24 protein-coding genes, 1 tRNA gene and 1 riboswitch are annotated in these 22435 nt (G+C 56.0%); of the genes, 18 read left to right on the top strand and 7 right to left on the bottom strand.

Annotated elements, in window-relative coordinates:
* Nucleotides 1-113: 113 nt before the first annotated feature.
* The 6 genes from B9Z35_RS06210 to cysS all read right to left on the bottom strand — a co-directional run bounded on the left by B9Z35_RS06210 (nucleotide 114) and on the right by cysS (nucleotide 5482).
* Nucleotides 114-206: transfer RNA gene (locus tag B9Z35_RS06210), tRNA-Ser, on the bottom strand.
* Nucleotides 207-230: 24 nt separating this feature from the next.
* A complete protein-coding gene (locus B9Z35_RS06215; RefSeq protein WP_108282848.1) occupies nucleotides 231-1499 on the bottom strand; it encodes an aspartate kinase in 1269 nt (422 codons plus the stop codon).
* Between the two features lie 35 nt (nucleotides 1500-1534).
* Nucleotides 1535-2500: a tRNA lysidine(34) synthetase TilS gene (gene tilS, locus B9Z35_RS06220; RefSeq protein ID WP_108282849.1), complete on the bottom strand. Its 966-nt coding sequence runs from the start codon at nucleotides 2498-2500 to the stop codon at nucleotides 1535-1537.
* Nucleotides 2466-3440 carry an acetyl-CoA carboxylase carboxyltransferase subunit alpha gene (locus B9Z35_RS06225; RefSeq protein ID WP_108282850.1) on the bottom strand — a complete coding sequence of 325 codons (975 nt, stop codon included), beginning with the start codon at nucleotides 3438-3440 and terminating at the stop codon, nucleotides 2466-2468. Before B9Z35_RS06225 ends, tilS begins: the two co-directional genes overlap by 35 nt.
* Before the next feature lie 21 nt (nucleotides 3441-3461).
* Nucleotides 3462-4106, bottom strand: a complete 645-nt coding sequence (locus tag B9Z35_RS06230) for a DNA-3-methyladenine glycosylase (protein WP_108282851.1) — start codon at nucleotides 4104-4106, stop codon at nucleotides 3462-3464.
* Between the two features lie 2 nt (nucleotides 4107-4108).
* Nucleotides 4109-5482: a cysteine--tRNA ligase gene (gene cysS / locus B9Z35_RS06235; RefSeq protein ID WP_108282852.1), complete on the bottom strand. Its 1374-nt coding sequence runs from the start codon at nucleotides 5480-5482 to the stop codon at nucleotides 4109-4111.
* Between the two features lie 102 nt (nucleotides 5483-5584).
* On the opposite strand from cysS, the gene B9Z35_RS06240 reads away from it, so the two are divergent.
* The 4 genes from B9Z35_RS06240 to B9Z35_RS06255 all read left to right on the top strand — a co-directional run bounded on the left by B9Z35_RS06240 (nucleotide 5585) and on the right by B9Z35_RS06255 (nucleotide 8279).
* On the top strand, nucleotides 5585-6241 hold the full coding sequence (locus B9Z35_RS06240) for a tetratricopeptide repeat protein (RefSeq protein ID WP_108282853.1): 657 nt from the start codon (nucleotides 5585-5587) through the stop codon (nucleotides 6239-6241).
* Nucleotides 6238-6840, top strand: coding sequence for a peptidylprolyl isomerase (locus B9Z35_RS06245; RefSeq protein ID WP_233246496.1), 603 nt, complete (start codon nucleotides 6238-6240; stop codon nucleotides 6838-6840). Before B9Z35_RS06240 ends, B9Z35_RS06245 begins: the two co-directional genes overlap by 4 nt.
* Before the next feature lie 38 nt (nucleotides 6841-6878).
* The gene (locus B9Z35_RS06250; protein WP_108282855.1) at nucleotides 6879-7385 is read left to right on the top strand and encodes a peptidylprolyl isomerase; all 507 of its coding nucleotides are present in this window, start codon (nucleotides 6879-6881) and stop codon (nucleotides 7383-7385) included.
* 75 nt (nucleotides 7386-7460) lie between these two features.
* Complete coding sequence (locus B9Z35_RS06255; RefSeq protein WP_108282856.1) at nucleotides 7461-8279, top strand: UDP-2,3-diacylglucosamine diphosphatase; 819 nt, start codon at nucleotides 7461-7463, stop codon at nucleotides 8277-8279.
* Here the strand turns inward: B9Z35_RS06255 and B9Z35_RS06260 are convergent.
* Nucleotides 8276-11137 (bottom strand): DUF349 domain-containing protein, encoded by a 2862-nt coding sequence (locus B9Z35_RS06260; protein WP_108282857.1) that lies wholly within the window; start codon nucleotides 11135-11137, stop codon nucleotides 8276-8278. The two genes, B9Z35_RS06255 and B9Z35_RS06260, sit on opposite strands and share 4 nt — an antisense overlap.
* Before the next feature lie 77 nt (nucleotides 11138-11214).
* Here B9Z35_RS06260 and B9Z35_RS06265 point away from each other — a divergent pair, with 77 nt between their 5' ends.
* The 14 genes from B9Z35_RS06265 (at nucleotide 11215) to B9Z35_RS06330 (ending at nucleotide 22433) form a co-directional block, all read left to right on the top strand.
* Entirely contained in the window at nucleotides 11215-12051 is an 837-nt protein-coding gene (locus B9Z35_RS06265; protein ID WP_108282858.1) for a lytic transglycosylase domain-containing protein, read from the top strand.
* Nucleotides 12052-12077: 26 nt separating this feature from the next.
* A riboswitch (ZMP/ZTP riboswitch) is annotated at nucleotides 12078-12204 on the top strand.
* A gap of 27 nt (nucleotides 12205-12231) precedes the next feature.
* Nucleotides 12232-13476, top strand: a complete 1245-nt coding sequence (glyA, locus tag B9Z35_RS06270; RefSeq protein WP_108282859.1) for a serine hydroxymethyltransferase — start codon at nucleotides 12232-12234, stop codon at nucleotides 13474-13476.
* Between the two features lie 423 nt (nucleotides 13477-13899).
* The gene (gene nrdR, locus B9Z35_RS06275; protein ID WP_108283483.1) at nucleotides 13900-14349 is read left to right on the top strand and encodes a transcriptional regulator NrdR; all 450 of its coding nucleotides are present in this window, start codon (nucleotides 13900-13902) and stop codon (nucleotides 14347-14349) included.
* 53 nt (nucleotides 14350-14402) lie between these two features.
* Complete coding sequence (locus B9Z35_RS06280; protein WP_108282860.1) at nucleotides 14403-14939, top strand: GspH/FimT family pseudopilin; 537 nt, start codon at nucleotides 14403-14405, stop codon at nucleotides 14937-14939.
* Nucleotides 14927-15427, top strand: coding sequence for a type IV pilus modification protein PilV (gene pilV / locus B9Z35_RS06285; RefSeq protein WP_108282861.1), 501 nt, complete (start codon nucleotides 14927-14929; stop codon nucleotides 15425-15427). Before B9Z35_RS06280 ends, pilV begins: the two co-directional genes overlap by 13 nt.
* Nucleotides 15424-16191 (top strand): PilW family protein, encoded by a 768-nt coding sequence (locus tag B9Z35_RS06290; RefSeq protein ID WP_108282862.1) that lies wholly within the window; start codon nucleotides 15424-15426, stop codon nucleotides 16189-16191. Before pilV ends, B9Z35_RS06290 begins: the two co-directional genes overlap by 4 nt.
* The gene (locus B9Z35_RS06295; protein WP_108282863.1) at nucleotides 16188-16826 is read left to right on the top strand and encodes a pilus assembly protein; all 639 of its coding nucleotides are present in this window, start codon (nucleotides 16188-16190) and stop codon (nucleotides 16824-16826) included. The genes B9Z35_RS06290 and B9Z35_RS06295 overlap by 4 nt, the downstream gene beginning before the upstream one ends.
* Nucleotides 16827-16832: 6 nt before the next feature.
* On the top strand, nucleotides 16833-17243 hold the full coding sequence (locus tag B9Z35_RS06300; protein ID WP_108282864.1) for a type IV pilin protein: 411 nt from the start codon (nucleotides 16833-16835) through the stop codon (nucleotides 17241-17243).
* Nucleotides 17244-17283: 40 nt separating this feature from the next.
* Nucleotides 17284-18387, top strand: coding sequence for a bifunctional diaminohydroxyphosphoribosylaminopyrimidine deaminase/5-amino-6-(5-phosphoribosylamino)uracil reductase RibD (ribD, locus tag B9Z35_RS06305; protein ID WP_108282865.1), 1104 nt, complete (start codon nucleotides 17284-17286; stop codon nucleotides 18385-18387).
* Between the two features lie 30 nt (nucleotides 18388-18417).
* On the top strand, nucleotides 18418-19098 hold the full coding sequence (locus tag B9Z35_RS06310; protein WP_108282866.1) for a riboflavin synthase: 681 nt from the start codon (nucleotides 18418-18420) through the stop codon (nucleotides 19096-19098).
* The gene (ribBA, locus tag B9Z35_RS06315; RefSeq protein ID WP_108282867.1) at nucleotides 19095-20234 is read left to right on the top strand and encodes a bifunctional 3,4-dihydroxy-2-butanone-4-phosphate synthase/GTP cyclohydrolase II; all 1140 of its coding nucleotides are present in this window, start codon (nucleotides 19095-19097) and stop codon (nucleotides 20232-20234) included. Before B9Z35_RS06310 ends, ribBA begins: the two co-directional genes overlap by 4 nt.
* Before the next feature lie 20 nt (nucleotides 20235-20254).
* A complete protein-coding gene (ribH, locus tag B9Z35_RS06320) occupies nucleotides 20255-20728 on the top strand; it encodes a 6,7-dimethyl-8-ribityllumazine synthase (protein WP_108282868.1) in 474 nt (157 codons plus the stop codon).
* Nucleotides 20725-21246: a transcription antitermination factor NusB gene (nusB, locus tag B9Z35_RS06325; RefSeq protein WP_108282869.1), complete on the top strand. Its 522-nt coding sequence runs from the start codon at nucleotides 20725-20727 to the stop codon at nucleotides 21244-21246. Before ribH ends, nusB begins: the two co-directional genes overlap by 4 nt.
* Before the next feature lie 2 nt (nucleotides 21247-21248).
* Nucleotides 21249-22433: a pyridoxal phosphate-dependent aminotransferase gene (locus tag B9Z35_RS06330; RefSeq protein WP_108283484.1), complete on the top strand. Its 1185-nt coding sequence runs from the start codon at nucleotides 21249-21251 to the stop codon at nucleotides 22431-22433.
* Nucleotides 22434-22435: the final 2 nt, after the last annotated feature.

Raw genomic sequence — 22435 nt, forward strand, 5'->3', positions numbered from 1 at the left:
CTAAAACGTGGAACTTGGCCTAGGCCGAGTGGTAAATACGGTGGTAACCTGCACCTGTTACTCGGATGGAAATGAAAAAAGCCGTTGATTGACAACGGCTTTTTAGAGGTTGCTGGCGGAAACGGAGGGATTCGAACCCTCGATGAGGCTCTACACCCCATACTCCCTTAGCAGGGGAGCACCTTCGGCCACTCGGTCACGTTTCCAGCAGGTGCGTATTATGCCCTAACTTAGGCTGCTGGCTGATCCAAATCGAAAGCTTTATGCAACGCGCGCACAGCGAGTTCCATGTATTTCTCATCGATCACCACAGATGTCTTGATCTCTGACGTCGAGATCATTTGGATGTTGATGCCCTCTTCGCTCAGTGAGCGGAACATCTTGCTAGCCACACCAACGTGGCTGCGCATGCCGATACCCACGATCGAGACTTTGCAAATCTTGGTATCGCCTTGCACATCGGTTGCGCACAAGGCTGGCAACACTTTGTCTTTCAACAAGTCGGTTGTGCGAGCGTAGTCGTTGCGGTGCACGGTGAAACTAAAGTCGGTTTTGCCATCCTTGCTGATGTTTTGGATGATCATGTCTACTTCAATGTTGGCTTCAGCCACAGCACCCAAGATTTGGTAAGCGATACCTGGCTTGTCTGGCACGCCGACCACAGAGATTTTGGCTTCGTCACGGTTGAATGCGATGCCCGATACGATTGCTTGTTCCATTTTTTCGTCTTCCTCAAAGGTGATCAACGTGCCTGATTTGGCTTCTTCGTTGATGTCAATGTCCCACGAGGTGAAGCTGGACAACACGCGCAGCGGCACCTTGTATTTACCTGCAAACTCAACTGAGCGAATTTGCAAAACTTTGCTACCCAAAGATGCCATCTCCAGCATCTCTTCGAAACACAGCGTTTCTAAGCGACGGGCTTCAGGCACCACACGTGGGTCTGTGGTGTACACACCATCCACGTCGGTATAAATCAAACACTCTTTGGCTTTGAGGGCTGCTGCCACGGCAACAGCCGAGGTGTCAGAGCCGCCACGCCCTAAGGTGGTGATGTTGTCGTGTTCGTCTTTGCCTTGGAAGCCCGTGATGATGACCACTTTGCCAGCATCCAAATCGGCGCGCACACGCTTGTCGTCAATCGACTCAATCCGGGCCTTTGTGTAGGCATTGTTGGTGCGAATCGGCACTTGCCAGCCAGCGTAGCTAACTGAGGGCTGACCTTCGGCTTGCAAAGCAATAGCCAACAACGCAGAAGACGCCTGCTCGCCCGTTGAGGCCAGCATGTCGAGTTCGCGGTTGTAGGCCGAGTCGGCTTTGGAAGGAGCCAATTCTTTGGCGAGGCCTAGCAAACGGTTGGTCTCGCCGCTCATAGCGGAGGGAACCACCACCATTTGGTGACCCGCACGGGCCCACTTGGCCACGCGCTTGGCGACGTTGCGAATGCGCTCTGTCGAGCCCATCGACGTGCCGCCGTATTTATGAACAATCAATGCCATATTTCTTTAAAACTGTTGTGTTATGGGCAAAAAACCTACAGATTGTAGCAACGCAACACCACCCCATCTCGACGCACAAAGCCACGCCCCACCTTGATGTCGATGTGGTGGCCGCGTGTGGTGCAAGCTTTCACCTGCACCAGCAATGCCTGTAGTTGTGCAGCGCTGGCTTGTGAGTGTTCTAGCGCCAGCCAATGGCGCAAAACGTTCGATTGCCGAGCCTCACTGAGTTGCTGCAAAGCTTTGATGGCAGGTGGATTGCCCACGATTTGCAAATCTTGTTCAGCCACCTCTTGAAGCAGGGTTTGAGCTTGAGCAGCATGTGAAGCACTTCGCGCAAAGGTTTGCCTAAAAGATGGGAACGCCTGCTCAATCACAGGTAGCAACTCAGCACGGATACGGTTACGTGTGAAGCGCGTATCTGTGTTGGTGGGATCCTCCACCCAGACTTGCCCTGCAGAGCTAAGGGCCTCACGCAAGGCTGCACCAGGCACATCCAACCAAGGGCGGTGATAAGTCACGCCATGACGCTCAGCCACTGCTGGCATGCAAGCCAGACCAGGCAAGCCGGCACCACGTGAAAGCGCCAGCAGCAAGGTCTCCACTTGGTCATCAGCATGCTGAGCCAAGGCCATGTCTTTGATTTGTCCACCCCAGTTGTTTTGTAACGCCTCACCCAGAGCTCGGTAACGGGCTTGACGAGCAGCATCTTCTGGGCTTTCACCAACTGCGTGAGCTGCATTAACCCGTTGCACCACCAGTGGCACTTTCATGCGTTCACACAGCGCCACGCAATGTGCTTCAAAACCATCGGCAGCCGCTTGCAAGCCGTGATGCACGTGCACAGCATGCGCCCTGCCCGGCCAGCGTGTGGCACAGGCAACAAGTAAGGCTGTGGAATCGGCCCCGCCGCTGAGCGCAACGGCGAATGGACCTAAGTGCTGGAGCGCGTCCAGCGAGGGGAAATTAGCGTTCAGCTTTGGTGTCGGTGAAGCGGCCATAGCTTTGCAGACGCTCGTAACGCTTATCGAGCAACTCTTTGACCTTCATGTCCGTCACTTGGCGCCACGCGTCATTCAAACCGCGCTTGAGTTGAGCCGACATTTGCTTAGGGTCGCGGTGTGCGCCACCCACGGGCTCGTTCACAATTTTGTCGACCAAACCCAATGCTTTCAGGCGATGAGCAGTGATGCCCAATTGCTCGGCAGCGTCTTCGGCACGGTCAGAGGTTTTCCACAAAATCGAGGCACAGCCTTCAGGGCTGATGACAGAGTAAACCGAGTATTGCAACATCAACACTTGGTCAGCCACGCTGATGGCCAATGCGCCGCCCGAGCCACCTTCACCAATGATGGTGGTGATGATCGGCACTTCGAGTTGCGCCATTTCAAAAATATTGCGACCAATTGCTTCAGATTGGCTACGCTCTTCCGCGTCAATGCCTGGGTAAGCTCCTGGAGTGTCCACAAAGGTGAACACAGGCAACTTGAACTTCTCAGCCGTCTTCATCAAACGCAAAGCTTTGCGATAGCCCTCGGGCTTGCTCATACCGAAGTTGCGCAAGGCGCGCTCTTTGGTATCGCGGCCCTTTTGCTGGCCCAAGACCATGCAAGCGTTGCCGTTGAAGCGGGCCAAACCACCCACGATGCTCATGTCATCCGCGAAGTGGCGGTCACCATGCATTTCTACGAAATCGGTAAAGATGTCGTTGATGTAGTCCAGCGTGTAGGGACGCTCGGCATGACGGGCGATCTTGGTGATTTGCCAAGGTGTGAGGTCGCTATAAATGTCCTTGGTCAGCTGCATGCTTTTCTTGCTGAGCTGGTCAATTTCGTCCGAAATGTCCACCGCAGACTCGCTTTGCACATAGCGCAGCTCGTCGATCTTGCCTTCTAGTTCAGCAATCGGTTGTTCAAAGTCGAGGAAAGTTCGTTTAGCCAAAATTCATTACTCCTTGGGCGCTCAATAAGAAACAGGCACCGGATCTAGCGATCGCCAAATATACCAAGTCGCCACACTGCAGTATGGCGCCCACGCTGCAGCCACCTCACGGGCTTCGCTGCGGCTGACCGCCTCGCCCGAAAAGTAGTTGCGGCTAATCCCGTTGATCAAGCCCACATCGTCAAGCGGCAACACATTGGGCCGCATGAGGTGGAACATCAAAAACATCTCAGCCGTCCAGCGGCCAATGCCGCGAATGGCTACCAACTCGTCGATGATGGCGTCATCCGTCATCTCGGACCATTTCTTCACATGCAAAGCGCCATTGTCAAAGTGCAGCGCCAAGTCGACGATGTATTCGACCTTGCGGGCCGACAAACCTGCTGCACGCATGTCGTCCACCTTGAGCTTGAGCACATTGGCGGGCGTGATTTTGCGAGGCAACAACGCAAATCGGTCCCATACGGTTTGAGCCGCTTTGACCGACACCTGCTGGCCCACAATGCTTCGTGCCAGCGTGACAAACGCGTCGCCGCGGGACTGAAGCGAGGCCTCACCAAACTGAGGAATGAGGCGCTTCATCACCCGATCTTTTTTCATCAGATGTTTGCAAGCCTCCGACCAATACTCAGGCGTGGCGATGATGACTTTTTCGGTGGTGGCCATATTTAGCCACGCTCCCATGTCGTGCCCGTGGGCGAATCTTTGAGCACTATGCCTTCGGCTGCCAAGGCTTGGCGAATACGGTCGGCCTCAGCAAAATTCTTGGCGGCTTTGGCAGCGGCACGTGCAGCAATCTGCGCTTGAATGGCATCTTCGTCCACACCAGCGCCAGCTTGGGCAAAAGCCTTTGGGTCGTCTTGCAACAAGCCCAACACACCGCCCAAGGCTTTAAGTAAGCTCGCCGTTTGTGCCGACTGCGTGCGGTTAACCTCACTGGCAAGTTCAAACAACACAGCCACAGCTTCAGGCGTGCCAAAGTCTTCGTCCATCGCGGCTTTGAAGCGCGCGGCATGGGGCTCAGTCCAATTGATCGTCACCTCATCAGGCGTCACAGTGCCCAGCGCGGTGTAGAGGCGCTTCAAAGCGCCACGGGCATCATTCAGATGCACATCGCTGTAATTGAGCTGGCTGCGGTAGTGGCTGCGCACCACGAAGAAACGCACTGTCTCGGCATCAAACTCTTTGAGCACATCACGGATGGTGAAGAAGTTACCCAAACTCTTGGACATTTTTTCGTTGTCCACGTTGATGAAGCCGTTGTGCATCCAGACGCTGGCCATCTTTTGACCGTTCGCGCCTTCGCTTTGGGCAATTTCGTTCTCGTGGTGAGGGAACTGCAAGTCAGCGCCACCGCCATGAATGTCAAAGCTTTGGCCCAACATCTCGCAGCTCATGGCCGAGCACTCGATGTGCCAGCCGGGACGGCCTGCGCCAAAGGGGCTGGCCCATTTCACCTCTTCTGGCTCGCTCTCTTTGGCTGATTTCCAAAGCACAAAGTCCAATGGATCTTGCTTACCGTCATCAACAGCCACACGCTCACCAGCTTGCAACTCGTCCAACGATTTACCCGATAACTTGCCGTAGCCTGGAAACTTGCGCACGGCGTAATTCACATCGCCATTGCTGGCTTGATAAGCCAAGCCTTTGTCCTGCAATGTGCCAATCATCGACAACATTTGCGGCACATAGTCCATCGCACGGGGCTCGTGCGTGGGGCGCTCGATGCCCAAAGCATCAGCATCTTGGTGCAATGCATCAATCATGCGATCAGTCAAGCCGCGCACGGTTTCACCGTTTTCCAGCGAACGCTTGATGATCTTGTCGTCAATGTCGGTGATGTTGCGTACATAGGTCACGCGGAAGCCGCTGGCTTTGAGCCAACGTTGCACCACATCAAACGCTACCATCGAGCGAGCATGGCCCAAATGGCACAGGTCGTACACGGTCATGCCGCACACGTACATGCGCACATGGCCAGGTTCTAACGGCGAAAAGTTCTCCAGCGCACGCGTGAGCGTGTTGTGAATGCGAAGCGTCATGAGTGAATCGAGAGAAGACCGCAATGATGGGTCGGTAATGAGGCGAAAGCCAAAGAGTCGTCCAGACCCTCTGTTTTACAATGCTTCAAGTATACAAAGCACATGACAAACCCTGCACCACTCACTTTCGCCAGGTCTTGGGCCCTGCCCCAAACACGCCAAGCCTTCGCACTGACTCAATGTGGATGGGCGGCCGCCTTGTCACTGGGCTTGGCTTTTGGCGTAACGATTGGTGCTGCAAACGCCCAAAACATCTCAGATTTAGACTGGCAACCAGGGCAAACTTACACCCCCACCATCATCAGCACACCGCACAACGATGTGCGAAAAATGTTGCGCCAAGCCAAATATTCACAGGCACTTTTACTGGTGAACAAAGCGTTGGCAAACAACCCTCGTGATCCACAAATGAGATTTTGGCAAGGTTTCATCTTTGAACAGTTGGGCCAGCCTGACATGGCGTTTCAAACCTATTTGGCATTGACGCAAGAGTACCCTGAGCTGGCTGAACCTCACAATAACCTTGGGGTGCTCTATGCAGCCAAGGGCGATTACCCAAGTGCCAAAGCTTCCCTAGAAGCCGCTTTACGTGCCAACCCAAACTACGCGACTGCCCATGAAAACATGGGTGACTTGCTAGTGAACATGGCACGCCTCGCCTACGAGCGATCATTGGTCATCACCCCCAAACAATCTGGGCCGACACAAAAAATTGAGCGGCTCAAACCCGTCCTAGAAATCACCCAAGGCAAACCATGACATTTACATCGATGACCCGCCGTGCGCTTTACAAAGCAAGTTTTTGCGCACTCGCCTTTGCGGCTTTTACCCAAACCGCTATAGCCCAAGACGCGCCTCGCGTGAAGTTTGTCACCAACGCCGGTGAGTTCGTGGTTGAGGTCTACCCAGACAAAGCGCCCAAGACTGTCGACAACTTCTTGCAATACGTGCGCGACAAACACTACGACGGCACGATATTTCATCGCGTGATTGGTAACTTCATGGTGCAAGGTGGTGGTTACGACCAACGCTACATCGAACGCCGCACACGCCCACCCGTTGAACACGAAGGCCGCGAAGCCTTGGCCAAAGGCGGTCCGCGCAATACAGTGGGCACCATTGCCATGGCGCGCACCAATGTTCCCAACTCAGCCACGTCACAGTTTTTCATCAACGTGATGGACAACGGCTTCCTTGATCCCACCCCACAACAACCCGGCTACACCGTGTTTGGCAAAGTTGTGTCGGGCATGGAGACCATCAACAAAATTAAAACTGTGCAAACGGGTTTTGGTGGTCCGTTCCCATCGGACGTCCCACGCACACCCATCATCATTCAATCGGCGAATGTGCTCTAAGCATTCGCAACATCTCAATTCAATTAAGGAAAAACATCATGAGCAACCCACAAGTCGAACTGCACATCTTGGATCTCGGCGTCATCACCATCGAGTTGGATGCTGAAAAAGCCCCCAAATGCACCGAGAATTTTCTTCACTACGTGAACAAAGGTCACTACGACAAAACCATTTTTCACCGCGTGATCCCAGGCTTCATGGTTCAAGGTGGCGGCTTTGAGCCAGGCATGACACAAAAAGAATGTGACGAGCCAATCGAAAACGAAGCCAACAACGGCCTCAAAAACAACCACTACACACTGGCCATGGCCCGTACGTCCGATCCGCACTCGGCCACAGCCCAGTTCTTCATCAACGTGGCTGACAACGAATTTTTGAACCACAAAGCTCCGAGCATGCAAGGCTGGGGCTATGCCGTGTTCGGCAAAGTAGTCAGCGGTAATGACGTGGTCGACAAAATCGCCGCCGTCAAAACAGGCCGTAAAGGCTTCCATGACGACGTGCCAAAAGAAGACGTGGTCATCGAAAAAGCTGTTGCCCTGTAAGCCACTGCTACTTTGCTCCCAATTGCCTGAAGTTAATCGGCCCACTACCCTGCGCTGACTTCAGGCCACTTACCCATGTCAACGCCCCCTCTGCTGCCCCAGCCTGTGCCCAGCGTGCAAGCGCCGCAAAGCTGGCAACGTGTTGATTTCATCTCCGACCTGCATCTAGACGCTCACGAGCCCGCTACGTTTGATGCATGGGCTCAGCACATGGCGCACACACCAGCAGACGCGCTGTTCATCTTGGGCGATTTGTTTGAAGTGTGGGTGGGCGACGATACCCAAGACACGTTTGCTCTGCAATGCAGAACTGTGCTCAAAGCCACAGCGCAGCGCATCCCCCTGTACTTCATGTGCGGCAATCGCGACTTTTTGGTCGGCGCTGACCTACTCAACAGCACAGGCATAAAGGCCCTGAGCGACCCCACGGTGCTCGACCTTGGACCCACTAACGGTGCAACCCCAACGCGCATCCTGCTCAGCCACGGCGACGCCTTGTGTTTAGACGACCACGACTACCTGGCGTTTCGAGCCCAAGTGCGCCAACCTGAGTGGCAAGCCGCCTTCTTATCAAAACCCTTGGCCGAGCGTCAAGCTTATGCACGTAGTGTGCGTAACCAAAGTGAGGCTCTCAAACGTAGCCACACAGATTACGCTGATGTCGATACTCAAGCGGCCATTGCGTGGCTCAAGACCTCGGATGCACATGTACTACTGCACGGACACACCCACAAACCTGCAACTCATGACTTAGGCAACGACTTGAGTCGCTGGGTATTGAGTGATTGGCATGCGGACAGCCAACCACCGCGCTTGGAAGTCCTGAGCTGGCTTCGCCAAAAAGCACAAAGCCCCACGAAGGGGCTTTGTAGATTGCCACTAAGTGTTGATTAACGCTTGAGCAACACCTTAAGAGCAGCCTGCAAACGACGTGCAGCGCCTTCGTCGTAAACACCACCCAAAACCTGAGCAGCATCTGCAGCCCATGTCATTTGCGGCGATGGGTCATTGCGACGCGTGAGCATTTGCAACTGCAAGGCGCGGCGTGCATCCATGTGCGCAGCGGGTGTGGGTAAGTCAGCAGCTACTTCCAAACGCAACAAAGGCGTCACGGCCTCACCTTGCGGCTGAGCCGACAAAGCCTGTGACCACTGAGTGCGTTGCGCAGGGCTGAGCTTGCTACCAATGGCTTGCGCGGCTGGCAGCTGAGCTGCATCGCGCTTTTCCCAAGCGTGCATGAGTTGGGTCAAAACTTCGCCATGTGCTTGTGCAGCCAAGCGACGCAGCGCGTCTTGGGCTGATTCCAAAGCAAAGCGTTGGGCACGGAAAGCGGCATCACCCAATCGTGGACCGCGCGGCGCAAAGCCTTCACGACCACCGTCACGTCCGCCATCGCGGCCAGGTTTGCCGTCACGGCCAAATGCTGGCTTATCGCCAAACTTGCCGCCGGGCTTGCCATCGCGACCACGGCCTGCGGGCGCAGCTTCGGTGCGTTTCTGTCCAGGGCGGTCATCACCGCGCACTGCAACCACAGGGCGGGGTGCAGCTTTGGGTTTGACGGGGGCAACCTCGGCTACGGGCTCTGCGGCTTCGGCAGAGTTGTCAGCTGATTGCTCTGCGTTTGCTTCAACACTTGCTTCGTCCGAGCTGTGGGCTGCATCGCTTGATGCAGCTTCGGCTGATGCGTCAGTCGTCATTTCTGAAGCGGGTTCAGCAGCGTCGCTGGCGGCGACCGTTTCAACTGAAGCTTCAGTGGAGGCAACGGGCGCAGGGGCTGCCACTGGCGCCACAACTTCACCGCGTGCGATTTGCTCCAACAACTGCATGGCAGCGCGAATGGCAGATGCATCGCCTTTGGCGGTCGCTGAGTCCAAAGCCTTGGCAGCATCCAGCACGGCTTTGTCGTGAGGTGTCAGCGCAGCTTGGGATTGTTCGCGCACCGATGACTTGCGAGCAAACGCTTCGTCAATCGGTTGACGGAAAGCATCCCATAGTTTTTGTTCTTGCTTACGGTCCAGCACCACAGCATGGGCTTCTTCTTGCCAGCGTTGTTGCAGGGCTTTGACAGCATCCACACGCAAGGTGGGCGCAGCGCCCAAGGCTTGCGCTTCGGCAATCAAGGCATGGCGACGCGCCAGGCTGGCCTTTTGCATCACTTCCAACGGTTCGTGGGCTGCATGAATTGCTGCCTTCCAAACAGGCTGCAATTCAGCAAACATTTTCTCGCTCAGGTGGCCGCTTTCGCGCCAGCGTTGGGCGAACTGGTGCAACTGGCGGGCCACACCCTTCCAGTCGGGGCCGTTGGCATGCTCAACCGTCCATGCTTTGACTTCTTCAATCAATGCCAAGCGCTGGGCTTTGTGGGCTGTGGTTTGAGCGCGGGCTTCCTTGAGCCATGCGTCGACCACTTCGTGGGCACGGTTACAAGCACTGTCAAAGCGCTTCCACAACGCAGGGTTGGGTGCAGCTTCTTTGTCGATTTTTTTCCATTGCTCACGCAAGTTGCGCAAAGTCTCTTGCATCTTGCGGCCGCCAACGGCTGGCACGCGGGCCACGTCGTCGGCTTTGGCTGCTGCTGTTTTTTGAGCTGGGGCAGCTTCTGAGGCGCTCTCTTGGACAGCAACTTCAGCAACGGCTTCAGGCACGTCAGCCGCAACTGGCGTGACGACTTCGGCTGCCGCTGTTTCAGGTGCAGTAACTTCAATCACAGCAGGCGCATCAACAACTGCTGCCTGTGTGGCTTCAACAGCCACTTGTTCGACCACAGCAGCGTCTTGAGCAGGCGCCGCTTCTTCAGCTTTAGGCACTATGGCCTTAGCAGGCTTGGCCACGGGTGCAGGCTTGAACAAAGCCTCGGCTTGCATGGCCAGTTCTAAACGCTTTTGGTCCACCACAGCTTTGTCAGCGGTGGGTTTGACCTTGCGAGTCGCGTCCACTCCAGCGGCGGCTGGTTTGGCGGCTTTGACAGGCGCAGCAGCTTGGGGCAACACTTCACCACGAGCCACACGAATTTGGTCAGACCAAGCAGGCACAGCAGGCAAAGGTGCGGCTGCATCTGCCGCAGCGGCCTCGGTCAAGGTCAAGGCCTCGCCAAAAGCAGTCCACACGGCTTGCACTTGTTGGGTGCTGGTTTGTAAAGCGGGTGCAAATTTGGCATCCACGCTGGACCATTGGGCGTCAGCTGCCAAGGCTTGGGCTTGGGCGACCCAACGGTCGAGGTCCACTTGCAGCGCATCGCGTTGAGCCAAGGCGTCTTGCCAAGGCTTGGTCGACAGCACTTCAATTCGCTGAGCCAGCAGCACAGCGGCTTCGCGCTGCACTTGAGTTTGGTGTTGGAGGTCTTCAATGGCCTTTACGCGCTCGGCCAAGGCGGTTTTCAGACCGGCCAAGGGCTCGCGTGACAAAGGCGCACCAGCTTTGGCGGCATCGCGCTGCCAGCCCATGGCATCGCTCAAATTGATGTGCGGCGCATCGCGCAGGGCTTCGCCCTTGGAGGCCCACTCCACAATCAGAGCGTCTTGGTCTTTGCTGCGGCGCAGCTCGTCCAACTTTTCGCGCAACACTTTGGCAGCGCCCTTATCGCGGTGGCTCATTTCGTCAAAAACGGCTTGCACTTGCTCCAAAGTTGGGTGGTTAGCAAGCCAGTCGCGCAGTCGCGCAGTGCGGTCTGCGGAGGTCGAAACAGTAAAAGCCCCACCAGTCAATTTGTCTAAGGCGGCGAGGTCGAGGGGTTTGTTAGAAGAATCAGTCACAAGTAGGGCTCACAGTAAATTAGGGGTGATTGTCGCCGAGGCTTTAAAATTTCAGCTACTTCCTATTTAATAAATTTATGTCTATTCCCCTCATCGCCCGATTACAGCTAGGTCTACGTACCTTTGCAGCTGACGTGGCGCAAGGCTTTTTTGCTATTTCCCACAACGGCTTGGCCGTGGTGGGATTAACTATCTTCTTCTTTGTTGTGGCGCTGACCGTGCGCCCCGATCTGCGCGTGGTGACCGAAGCCAAGGTAATCAGCTGGCTGCAAGAGCGCCAATACGACGAACTGGGCATTGCCACCGATGCAGACGCCGTTGACCGCGCCACCGCCACCGACCCCCGCGACCTGCCCAAGCAACAAGCCAACCTTGCCTATTGGTTGAGCAAAAAATACCGCGTGGCGCCCGAGCCTTTGAGCGCTTTGGTGTCCGAAGCCTACGACGTGGGCCCAGCCAACCAAATCGAACCCACCCTCATCTTGGCCGTGATGGCTGTTGAGTCGGGTTTTAACCCCTTTGCCCAAAGCAATGTGGGCGCCCAAGGACTGATGCAAGTGATGACCAAGGTCCACGAACAGAAGTACCAAGGCTTTGGCGGCGCCTTAGCGGCATTTGACCCCGTGGCCAACGTGCGCGTAGGCGTTAACGTGCTCAAAGAGTGCATTTCTCGCGCTGGCAGCCTAGAAGGCGGCCTCAAACTCTATGTGGGCGCAGGCAACATGAAGGACGACCAGGGCTACGCCGGCAAGGTCATGGCCGAAAACGCGCGCCTTCAACAAGTTGCCAAGGGTTTGAAAGTTCCAATTACCCCACCGCCCTCCACCGCCGCCGAGGCTGCTACAGCCCGCTTGGAGAGCTTGTGGGAGAAAGCCCAGCGCTTGACGCCTTTCGGCAAGGATGACGGCGAATAAAGGGCTTCCTGAAGCGCGGTAAACTCTATCTCGCGCGCAACTGGCGATAGGCGTATCTGGCTTGCCCGATACCGCTGACGTGGATGTATGACCACTGGGAAGCGCGCAGCCTCTGTTCACAGAGGTGTTTTGCCGTTCGCCTGGGCAGCCATTACTCCACCTTTTTCTAGGACTGCCAGTATGTACAACCGCAACATCTTGATCGAACAAACAGACCCCGAAGTTTGGGCCGCTATTCAGGCCGAAAACGCGCGCCAAGAGCACCATATTGAATTGATCGCCAGCGAGAACTATGCGTCTCCAGCCGTCATGCAAGCCCAAGGCTCACAACTCACAAACAAATACGCTGAAGGCTACCCAGGTAAGCGCTACTACGGTGGCTGCGAGCACGTGGACGTTGCCGAACAATTGGCCATTGACCGCCTGAAACAAATTTACGGCGCTGAAGCCGCCAACGTGCAACCGCATTGCGGCGCATCTGCCAACGAAGCTGTGTTCCTCGCTTTCTTAAAGCCCGGAGACACCATCTTGGGCATGAGCTTGGCCGAAGGCGGTCACTTGACCCACGGTATGGCATTGAACATGTCAGGCAAGTGGTTCAACGCCATTTCTTATGGCCTGGATGCCAATGAAGCCATTGACTACGAAGCGATGGAAGCCAAGGCCCGCGAGCACAAACCCAAACTCATCATTGCGGGCGCTTCTGCCTACAGCTTGCACATCGATTGGGCACGTTTTGCCAAGATCGCCAAGGAAGTTGGCGCGATCTTCATGGTCGACATGGCCCATTACTCCGGCTTGATTGCTGCAGGCCAATACCCCAACCCTGTGCCTCACGCAGACGTGGTGACTTCCACCACCCACAAGAGCTTGCGCGGCCCACGCGGCGGCATCATCCTGATGAAGGCCGAGCACGAAAAAGCCATCAACAGCGCCATCTTCCCTGGCCTGCAAGGCGGCCCTTTGATGCACGTTATCGCAGCCAAAGCTGTGGCGTTCAAAGAAGCCATGCAACCCGAGTTCAAAGACTACCAAGCTCAAGTCGTGAAAAACGCCAAGATCGTGGCCGAGACTTTGACGGCACGCGGCTTACGCATCGTCAGCGGCGGCACACAAAGCCACGTGATGTTGGTGGACCTGCGCTCTAAGAAGATCACCGGCAAAGAAGCCGAAGCTGCTTTGGGTGCTGCCCACATGACGATCAACAAGAATGCCATCCCGAACGACCCAGAAAAACCATTCGTCACCAGCGGTGTGCGCATTGGCACGCCAGCTATGACCACTCGCGGTTTCAAAGACGAAGAAGCTCGCATCACCGCAAACTTGATTGCTGACGTGTTGGACAACCCACACGACGAGGCAAACATTGCGGCAGTTCGTGCCAAGGTGCATGCGCTGACTTCTAAGTTTCCTGTGTACAAGTAACTTTTCCTTAACCCCCGTCCTTTGTGTCGGGGGTTTTTGTTTGTCTGCGTTGTTTTGTTCGGTTGTTCGTTAAGAGTTTTCGTTCGTCAGGGGTTCGCGCCGGAAACGGCACAGATTGCAGGTACGGCGGGCTCTTCATGCTGGGGTACCAGAAATCATCGCCCGCCGCACCTACAACCCGCGCTGTTTTGGTTTGAAATGTTTCTCTCGAGCGTTTCCTCTTTATTGATGCACTAATGGTTCGAGTGAAATATGCGAGCGAAGCAAAGCACGTCGCAGACTGAGGGTGTTTGGTATTGGCCGCTGACGATTTCTGGTACTCCAGCATGAGGAAGCGGCCAATACCAAATGCCCTCAGCGAGCCCAGTACAAAAAGAAGCGCACAAAAGCACAGCAAACCAAAAGCAAAAGAGAGAACAACACATGAAATGTCCCTTCTGCGGCCACCTAGAAACCCAAGTCGTCGAGACCCGCATGTCCGAAGACGGCGACTCCATTCGCCGTCGTCGCCAATGCGGCGCCTGTGAAAAGCGCTACACCACCTACGAACGCCCCGACGTCAGCTTCCCTAACATCGTCAAAAAAGACGGTCGCCGCATCGAATACAAACGCGAAAAACTTCTTGAATCTATGGGCCTCGCCCTGCGCAAACGCCCCGTAAGCACCGAGCAGGTCGACAACGCGATTGAGCGCATCGAAGAAAAACTTCTAGCACTTGGCCAACGCGAAGTGCCCTCCACCCGCATTGGCGAACTCGTCATGCGCGAACTCAAAAAGCTCGACAAAGTTGCCTACATCCGTTTTGCCAGCGTGTATCGCAGCTTTGAAGACATCGATGACTTCAAGAGCTTGGTGGACGAAGTTCGCAAGTAGTTTTCGAGTCTCAGCCATGTGCTGAATTCCAATCAAAACCTAGCATTTGCTACATGCAATCGCCAGGTTTTTTTACGCCCCATAGACTTAGGACGCTTATCACGACGCAGGGTTTCACGCTCGTTGAATTACTGGTGTGCCTCAGCGTGCTAGGCATCATGGCTTCGTTTGCCATGCCAAGCTGGCAACGCCTGCAAGAACGCAGCCGTGTCGAAGCCACACGCGACCAACTGATAAACGATTTACAAGCTGCTCGCGTACGCGCCTTGCAACGTGGCGAAACTTTGCAGCTTGCTCGTCTGCGCGATTGCACATGGGGCACCTCCACGGATAACGATTGGAGTTGTGGCTGGCAACTGGTGGTTAAAACCAATCAGACCGTGCTACAAACCTCTCAGGTACAAACACCATTGCAAGTCACGTTTGCCAAAACAGACCCGCTCGACATCAGCCAACGCGGAGACTTGGGTACCGTGGGTGACCGATGGGTCATCAAATCTAGGCAAACGGCACTCAACATCGCGAACGTGTTGTGCCTCAGCAGCGCCAGCCGCTTGCGCTGGCAATCAGGTGAGTCATGCAGCAACTGAACCGACAACTGGGCATTGCAGTGCTCGAAGCTCTCGTGGCATTGGTCGTTTTGGCCTTTGGCTTGCTCGGCCTGCTGTGGATGCATCAACAAGCTTTAGCGCAACAACGTCAACAACTCATGCGCGCAGTTGCCACAGGCATCGCCGACGATTTGGCGGAACGCATGCGCTTAAACGCGCCACAAATTTCCATGTACACCAAAACTTGGGGCAACCCAACAGTCTCTGCAGCGGATTGCACAAACACGCCTTGTACACGCCAAGCGTTAGCGGCATGGGACAAATTACAGTTGCAACAAACCCTGCAAACTCAATTACCAGCAGGTGATGCGGCTGTATTTACATTGGCAGACGCTCCACAATGGTGGGGCATCGTCATCGCATGGCGCGATGCCAACGAAACTTACCGAACCGATAACACCTCGGGCACACCGCCCTGCCCTGCACAAATGAGCTGCTGGCGGTTGTTTTTCAGGGCTGACCGATGAGCCAATGCAAATGCATCACCCCATCGCAAGGTGGCTACACCTTGCACGAGCTACTGATTGGCATGGCGCTGAGCTTACTGGTCATCGCTACAGCCACTGCAGCCTATGGCACCAGCAAGCAAACATGGAATGCCATGGCCGCTGCGGATGCCGTGCACGCCAACGCACGCGTCGCCATGCGCAACATACGCGAACAAGCGCAAATGGCAGGTGGTGCATACCTCAAGCCCAGCAACAATAGCGATGGCAAATTCACAGTTGAAATTTCACTGAGCGAAGAGGTTGGTCAAGCGGCACTCGCTGGCGTCAACGGTACAAAATATGTCGAAAGCCTCACCCTCGGACATTGGCATGCACTCGATGCCATCGACTGCCAAGGCAACACCGGCAGTGCTCACACCAGCGTGCGCAACGACTATAAGCTCAACGCCAACAAAGAGCTGAGCTGCAAAGACCTCAATCTAACCAACAGCACCTATCAAGCCTTGGCTGAAGGCCTGGAAGACTTTCAGCTGCGTTATGCCGAAGCCAACGCCAGCGCCCAAACTATTCAATGGAAAACCGCCAACCAAGTGAACGACATGACACAGGTTTTGGCCATCGAGGTGTGCCTACGTGTGGCCAGCATCAACACCATTCACAACACAAAGCCCAATGCCAATCTCAAAGGCTGCCAAGATGAAAGCTTGCCCTCCGATGGCCGCGTGCGCCGCACCTTCAAACGCGTAGTGACCTTGCGCAATCGCAATGAAGTCATGCCATGAGACATCCAGCACACTGCAAAGGTTTTGCACTCCCCACCATGATGCTCATGCTCACACTGGCCAGCATCGCCGCACTGCTTGGCTTGCGCAACTTATGGGTGAACGAGCAGTTGCTCAACACACAAACCGACCAGCTTCGCACCGAACACAAAACTGAAGCGGTGCTGCCAGTGGCTTTAGCCGACATCTTGGGCGCAGCGATCAACACCGATGGCACCACTAACCTGCGTCACACCGCTGGCAACAACACGCAAAGCCATGCGTTTTTTCCTGCCTCGATGGCTGAGTACGACTTGCTGCGCCAACGCCTCAACAGCGGTGCATGCAGCGCAGGTATTTGTGCGCCCAACACACTCGACGCCAATGTCACCAAAGCCAGCCTCTGGAAAGCCATTACCGCCACGGCCATGCCAGTGAACGCGTCTGATACGCCCTACGGCAACAACACTGCTTGGTATTGGGTGGAGGTGCTCCCATCGGGTAATGCATCCAACACCACATTCATTTATCGGATCACAGCTCTGGCCAACGGTGTCATGCCTGGCAGCACCACCGTGCTGCAAGCCATTTGGGTTCGCAACACGCCAACAACCAATACCGGTCAATGGCGCAGCTGGCATGTGCTGCACGACTGAACTCCCATGAAACACACACATGCCGAACACGGCTTCACCCTCATCGAGCTGTTCATTGCCCTCGCCTGCGTCGCCCTGCTGGCCAGTTTTGCATGGCCCAGCTACCAGAACCTGATTCTCAAAAGCCAACGCGCCCAAGCGCGCGCCTCATTGCTGCAAGCGGCCCACTGGTTAGAGCGAGCAGCAAGCGCCAACGGAAGCTACCCGTTGACAGCCGATGTACCCGCCAGCGTGCTGCAAATTGACGGGCAACGCTACAAAATGACCGTCACCAGCACCGCACAAAGCTACACGCTCAGCGCCACACCGCTAGGCACACAAACAGCCGATACCTGCGGCACTTTGACGGTCGACCACCTTGGCGTGCGCAGCGTGCTAGGGGCTAGCCAAACTGCAGCGCAGTGCTGGAGTCGATAAGCCACTTCATCTACTGAGCTCGGCCGTTCATAATTGCGCCATGACTTTCTCAGCGCAAGACAGCCTCCATATGACAAACGCCTTGGCCCTGGCGCGCGAGGCTTTGTTTTTGACATCGCCGAACCCACGCGTGGGCTGCGTCATCGTGGGTGCTGACGGCGCAGTGCTGGGCAGCGGTCACACGCAACGTGCAGGCCAAGCGCACGCCGAAGTCATGGCCTTGCGTGATGCGCAAGCTAAGAACAACGATATCAAAGGCGCCACAGCGTATGTGACGTTAGAACCCTGCAGCCACCAAGGCCGAACCGGGCCTTGCTGCGACGCACTCGCAACTGCAGGTGTGGCACGCGTGGTCGTGGCCGAGGGTGACCCCAACCCACAAGTGGCCGGCCAAGGCATCTCTCGCTTACGAGCAGCAGGTGTACAAGTGGACTTAGGCTTACTCGGCGAAGAAGCACACGAACTCAACATCGGCTTTTTCAAACGCATGACGCACGGCACACCTTGGGTGCGTATGAAGGTGGCCGCATCGCTTGATGGCCAAACCGCGCTGGAGAACGGTGTGAGCCAGTGGATCACCTCAGCCCCCGCACGTGACGATGGCCATGCATGGCGTGCACGCGCTTGTGCCGTGCTGACCGGCATTGGCACTGTGTTGGAAGATGACCCGCAACTTGATGTGCGTGCAATGCAGACCCCACGCCAGCCGACACTGGTGGTGATGGACAGCCAACTCGAAACCCCGCTCACAGCCAAACTGTTCATCCCACAACGCCCTGTATGGATCTACTGCGCAGTCGACAACGTCGAACGCCGCCAAGCGCTTGAGACCAAAGGCGCACAAGTCATTTGCCTACCGAATTCATCTGGCAAGGTCGACCTTGCGGCCATGCTCAAAGACCTAGGCCAAAAGCAAATCAACGAAGTGCACGTGGAAGCGGGCCACAAACTCAATGGCTCATTGCTACGCGAAGGCTTGGTGGACGAACTGCTCACCTACCTAGCCCCCAAACTGATGGGACAAGGACGTGGCATGACAAATTTGGGGCCGTTCACGACTTTGGACGATGCAAAAGCCCTGTCGTTTCACGAAGTGACACAAATCGGTCCTGATTTAAGGATATTGGCCCGCCTCAGCCGGTAAGCAGGCTGTAAACCTGCGAAAATATCGCCCATGTTCACCGGAATCATCACCGGCGTGGGGCGCATCACCGCTGTCCACGACCTGGGTAGCTCTTTAAGCCACGGCAAGCGTCTCACCATCGAAGCGCCTGCTGGGTATCTCGACGACGTCGCACTGGGGGACAGCATCGCGCTCAACGGCGCTTGCATGACAGTCACCAGCTTCGACCTCGACACTCAAAACTTCACCATCGACATCTCTGCTGAATCACTGGCTCGCACCAGTGGTTTAACCGAGCTTGGCCGCGTCAACCTTGAAAAAGCTTTGCGCGCCCATGACCGATTGGGTGGCCACATCGTGTCGGGCCATGTGGACGGCATTGGTCACGTGAGCCACTTTGCGCAAATCGGCGAAAGCTGGGAACTGCGCATCATGGCCCCGACAGACCTTGCAAAGTACTTGGCCTACAAAGGCTCCATCACCATCAATGGCGTGAGCCTGACGGTCAATAGCGTGCAAGATTTCTTAAATGCGGACGGCCCATTGGGCTTGCGCGGCTCTGAAGTAAGCATCAACCTCATTCCTCACACCGTGGACAACACCGCTTTGGGCTCGCTCAAAACCGGCAGCACAGTGAACCTCGAAATTGACACCGTCGCCCGCTACGTTGAACGCATGTTGCGTGTTGACGCCACGCTGGGTGACGCTGCCGCATTGAAAGCCTATCCATGAGCGCCCCCCAAGGCTTAAAGCCCGTCGCCTCCCCCGTTTCTATCTCTCCCGTCGAAGACATCGTGGCCGACATGAAGGCCGGTCGTATCGTGATCTTGGTTGATGAAGAAGACCGCGAGAACGAAGGTGACTTAGTTCTGGCTTCTGACCACGTCACGCCCGAAGCCATCAACTTCATGGCCCGCTTTGGCCGTGGCTTGATTTGCCTCACGCTCACGCGCGAGCGCTGCGAGTATTTGAAGCTGCCACCGATGGCCGCACACAATGGCACGGTGTACAGCACCGCGTTCACCGTGTCCATTGAAGCGGCTGAGGGCGTGACCACCGGCATCTCTGCCGCTGACCGCTCGCGCACCATCGAAGTGGCCGTGGCCAAAGCCACTAAGCCAACTGATTTGGTGCAACCCGGCCACGTGTTCCCGCTGCAAGCGGTAGATGGCGGCGTACTCATGCGCGCAGGCCACACCGAAGCGGGTTGCGACTTGGCCGCCATGGCTGGCTGCTCGCCCTCTTCCGTGATTTGCGAAATCATGAAGGACGATGGCACGATGGCACGCCTGCCTGATTTGCAAATCTTCGCAGCCGAACACGGTTTGAAGATTGGCACCATCGCCGACCTCATTGCTTACCGCAGCCGCACCGAATCGTTGGTGCACAAAGTCAGCTCACGTCCCATGCACACCGCGCACGGCGAATTCACGGCCAACGCCTACAAAGACATGACCAGCGGCGCTGTGCACATGGCTCTAGTCAAAGGCACGTGGGGCGCTGACGCGGAAGTGTTGGCCCGTGTGCACGAGCCGCTCTCTGTCCTCGATGCGTTGGAACCCAACCGTGTCATGCACTCATGGGGTTTGGATGCAGCTTTGGCACGCATCTGCCTTGAGGGCACTGGCGTGGTGGTCTTGCTCAACTGCGGCGAAAGCGGTGAGCAACTGCTGAATCAATTTGACGGCACTGCTCGCTCAGCCCACGGCCCAGAACGCGGTCGCATGGACTTGCGCAGCTACGGCGTAGGCGCCCAAATCTTGCGCGACTGCGGCATACAAAAAATGCGCCTCATGGGCAACCCTCGCCGCATGCCCAGCATGACGGGCTACGGACTTGAAATCACGGGCTACCTGTCTAAAGAATAAAACCACGAAGAATAAAAACCATGTTTGTCTCTAACCTCGCTTCCACCACCACGCTCGATGGCAGTGCTTTGAAAATTGGCATCGTCCAAGCGCGCTTCAACGACGACATCACCAACGCATTGGCTGCTGCTTGCATCGCCGAACTCAAAGCCATGGGCGTGGCGGATGACCGCATCACTCACGTGCATGTGCCGGGCGCACTCGAAGTGCCATTGGCCTTGGCTGCGCTTGCACAAATTGAAGACCCTGAACCGTTCAGTGCCCTCATCGCGTTGGGCTGCATCATCCGTGGCGAGACCTACCACTTCGAGTTGGTTGCCAACGAATCTGGCGCAGGCGTGACACGCGTGGGCATGGACTACCACGTGCCGATTGCCAACGCCATCCTCACCACTGAAGACTTGCCACAAGCCGTGGCGCGTCAAACTGACAAAGGCCGCGATGCAGCACGCGTGGCTGTGGAAATGGCTTTGTTATTGGAGAGCTTGGCATGAGCGAACATCTGAATACCGAAGACAAAGCACCGCGCAAAACAACCAGCACCGGCGCCACTAAAAGCGCTGCCAAATCTGGCCGCAGCCGCGCACGTGAATTTGCCTTGCAAGGCCTCTACCAGTTTTTGGTTGGCAACAACCAAGCCGCTGACATTGATATGTTCACCCGCGACTTGAGCGGTTTTCACAAATCAGACTCTGTGCATTACGACGCGCTGTTGTACGGTTGCATCGAACAACGCGAAATTTTGGACTCTTTGATTGAGCCCTTGCTCGACCGCAAGCTCGATGAAATCTCCCCCATCGAACACGCGGTGATGTGGATGGGCGCGTATGAGTTTCAACACTGCATCGACGTGCCATGGCGCGTGGTGCTGAACGAATACATCGAGCTTGCCAAATCCTTCGGCGGCACAGACGGCCACAAATACGTCAACGGCGTGCTCAACGGCTTAGCCCCCAAACTGCGCGCACTCGAAGTTGAGTCTGACCGCGCCAAAGGTAAGCTGCGCGACTAATGATGAAAATTGCCCAGCGCGCACAACGCATAGATCCCTTCTATGTGATGGAGGTGGCTAAGGCCGCCGCCGAGCGTGCCGCGTTGGTAGCGCACACCGATGCGCCCATGATTTTTCTCAACATCGGTGAGCCCGATTTCACCGCGCCGCCCTTGGTGCAAGAAGCAGCCGCACGCGCTGTGCACGATGGCGTGACGCAATACACACCTGCTCTTGGCATTTCAGAATTGCGCGAGCGCATCAGCGCTTGGTACAGCACACGTTTTGGTGTGAATGTGCCAGCCCGCCGCATCGTCATCACAGCCGGTGCATCCGCAGCTTTACAGCTGGCATGCTTGGCTTTGATTGAAGCTGACGACGAAGTGCTGATGCCCGACCCAAGCTACCCCTGCAACCGCCACTTTGTGAGCGCCGCAGAGGGCCGTGCTGTGTTGGTACCCACCACAGCAGCGGAACGCTTTCAGCTCAGCGCTGAGCAAGTGCGTGCGAATTGGACGGCACACACACGCGGTGTGTTGTTGGCGTCTCCGTCCAACCCAACTGGCACTTCCATCCACCCCGATGAGCTGCGCGCCATTCACAACGAGGTGTCGCAACGTGGTGGCACCACGCTGATTGACGAGATTTATTTAGGGCTGAGCCACGACCAACAATTTGGTCAATCGGCACTCGGCATCGACGACCAAATCATCAGCATCAACAGCTTCAGCAAATACTTCAATATGACGGGCTGGCGTTTGGGTTGGCTGGTCGTGCCCGATGCACTCGTGCCCGTGATAGAGCGCTTGGCGCAAAACCTGTTCATCTGCGCCAGCACGGTGGCCCAACACGCAGCCCTCGCCTGCTTTGAAGCCGAGAGCATTGCCGAGTACGAACGCCGCCGTGCCGAATTCAAAGTCCGCCGCGACTACTTTGTGCCGGCGCTCAATGCGTTGGGCCTGAACGTCCCCGTCATGCCTGATGGCGCTTTTTATGCATGGGCCGATTGCTCGGCAGCAGCCGACAAACTTGGCATCAAAGGCAGCTGGGACTTTGCGTTTGAAGTGATGAACAAAGCGAATTTAGCCATCACGCCAGGCCGCGACTTTGGCCATGCCGACACCTCGCGCTTTGTGCGTTTTTCCACCGCCCGCTCGCTGCCTGAGTTGCAAGCAGCGATTGGACGTTTACAAACCTTGCTGGGCTAATT

Source organism: Limnohabitans sp. Jir61 (assembly GCF_003063545.1).
Taxonomy (GTDB): Bacteria; Pseudomonadota; Gammaproteobacteria; order Burkholderiales; family Burkholderiaceae_C; genus Limnohabitans.

Bases quoted from the DNA above. Each gene is read 5' to 3' on its own strand.
- B9Z35_RS06240 (WP_108282853.1), top strand. From the start codon at position 5,585: ATGACAAACCCTGCACCACTCACTTTCGCCAGGTCTTGGGCCCTGCCC.
- pilV (WP_108282861.1), top strand. From the start codon at position 14,927: ATGCAGCAACTGAACCGACAACTGGGCATTGCAGTGCTCGAAGCTCTC.
- B9Z35_RS06250 (WP_108282855.1), top strand. From the start codon at position 6,879: ATGAGCAACCCACAAGTCGAACTGCACATCTTGGATCTCGGCGTCATC.
- B9Z35_RS06300 (WP_108282864.1), top strand. From the start codon at position 16,833: ATGAAACACACACATGCCGAACACGGCTTCACCCTCATCGAGCTGTTC.
- B9Z35_RS06290 (WP_108282862.1), top strand. From the start codon at position 15,424: ATGAGCCAATGCAAATGCATCACCCCATCGCAAGGTGGCTACACCTTG.
- ribD (WP_108282865.1), top strand. From the start codon at position 17,284: ATGACTTTCTCAGCGCAAGACAGCCTCCATATGACAAACGCCTTGGCC.
- B9Z35_RS06265 (WP_108282858.1), top strand. From the start codon at position 11,215: ATGTCTATTCCCCTCATCGCCCGATTACAGCTAGGTCTACGTACCTTT.
- B9Z35_RS06230 (WP_108282851.1), bottom strand. From the start codon at position 4,106: ATGGCCACCACCGAAAAAGTCATCATCGCCACGCCTGAGTATTGGTCG.
- B9Z35_RS06215 (WP_108282848.1), bottom strand. From the start codon at position 1,499: ATGGCATTGATTGTTCATAAATACGGCGGCACGTCGATGGGCTCGACA.
- B9Z35_RS06310 (WP_108282866.1), top strand. From the start codon at position 18,418: ATGTTCACCGGAATCATCACCGGCGTGGGGCGCATCACCGCTGTCCAC.
- tilS (WP_108282849.1), bottom strand. From the start codon at position 2,500: ATGGCCGCTTCACCGACACCAAAGCTGAACGCTAATTTCCCCTCGCTG.
- glyA (WP_108282859.1), top strand. From the start codon at position 12,232: ATGTACAACCGCAACATCTTGATCGAACAAACAGACCCCGAAGTTTGG.
- B9Z35_RS06330 (WP_108283484.1), top strand. From the start codon at position 21,249: ATGAAAATTGCCCAGCGCGCACAACGCATAGATCCCTTCTATGTGATG.
- ribH (WP_108282868.1), top strand. From the start codon at position 20,255: ATGTTTGTCTCTAACCTCGCTTCCACCACCACGCTCGATGGCAGTGCT.
- B9Z35_RS06295 (WP_108282863.1), top strand. From the start codon at position 16,188: ATGAGACATCCAGCACACTGCAAAGGTTTTGCACTCCCCACCATGATG.
- nrdR (WP_108283483.1), top strand. From the start codon at position 13,900: ATGAAATGTCCCTTCTGCGGCCACCTAGAAACCCAAGTCGTCGAGACC.
- B9Z35_RS06255 (WP_108282856.1), top strand. From the start codon at position 7,461: ATGTCAACGCCCCCTCTGCTGCCCCAGCCTGTGCCCAGCGTGCAAGCG.
- ribBA (WP_108282867.1), top strand. From the start codon at position 19,095: ATGAGCGCCCCCCAAGGCTTAAAGCCCGTCGCCTCCCCCGTTTCTATC.
- B9Z35_RS06280 (WP_108282860.1), top strand. From the start codon at position 14,403: ATGCAATCGCCAGGTTTTTTTACGCCCCATAGACTTAGGACGCTTATC.
- nusB (WP_108282869.1), top strand. From the start codon at position 20,725: ATGAGCGAACATCTGAATACCGAAGACAAAGCACCGCGCAAAACAACC.
- cysS (WP_108282852.1), bottom strand. From the start codon at position 5,482: ATGACGCTTCGCATTCACAACACGCTCACGCGTGCGCTGGAGAACTTT.
- B9Z35_RS06245 (WP_233246496.1), top strand. From the start codon at position 6,238: ATGACATTTACATCGATGACCCGCCGTGCGCTTTACAAAGCAAGTTTT.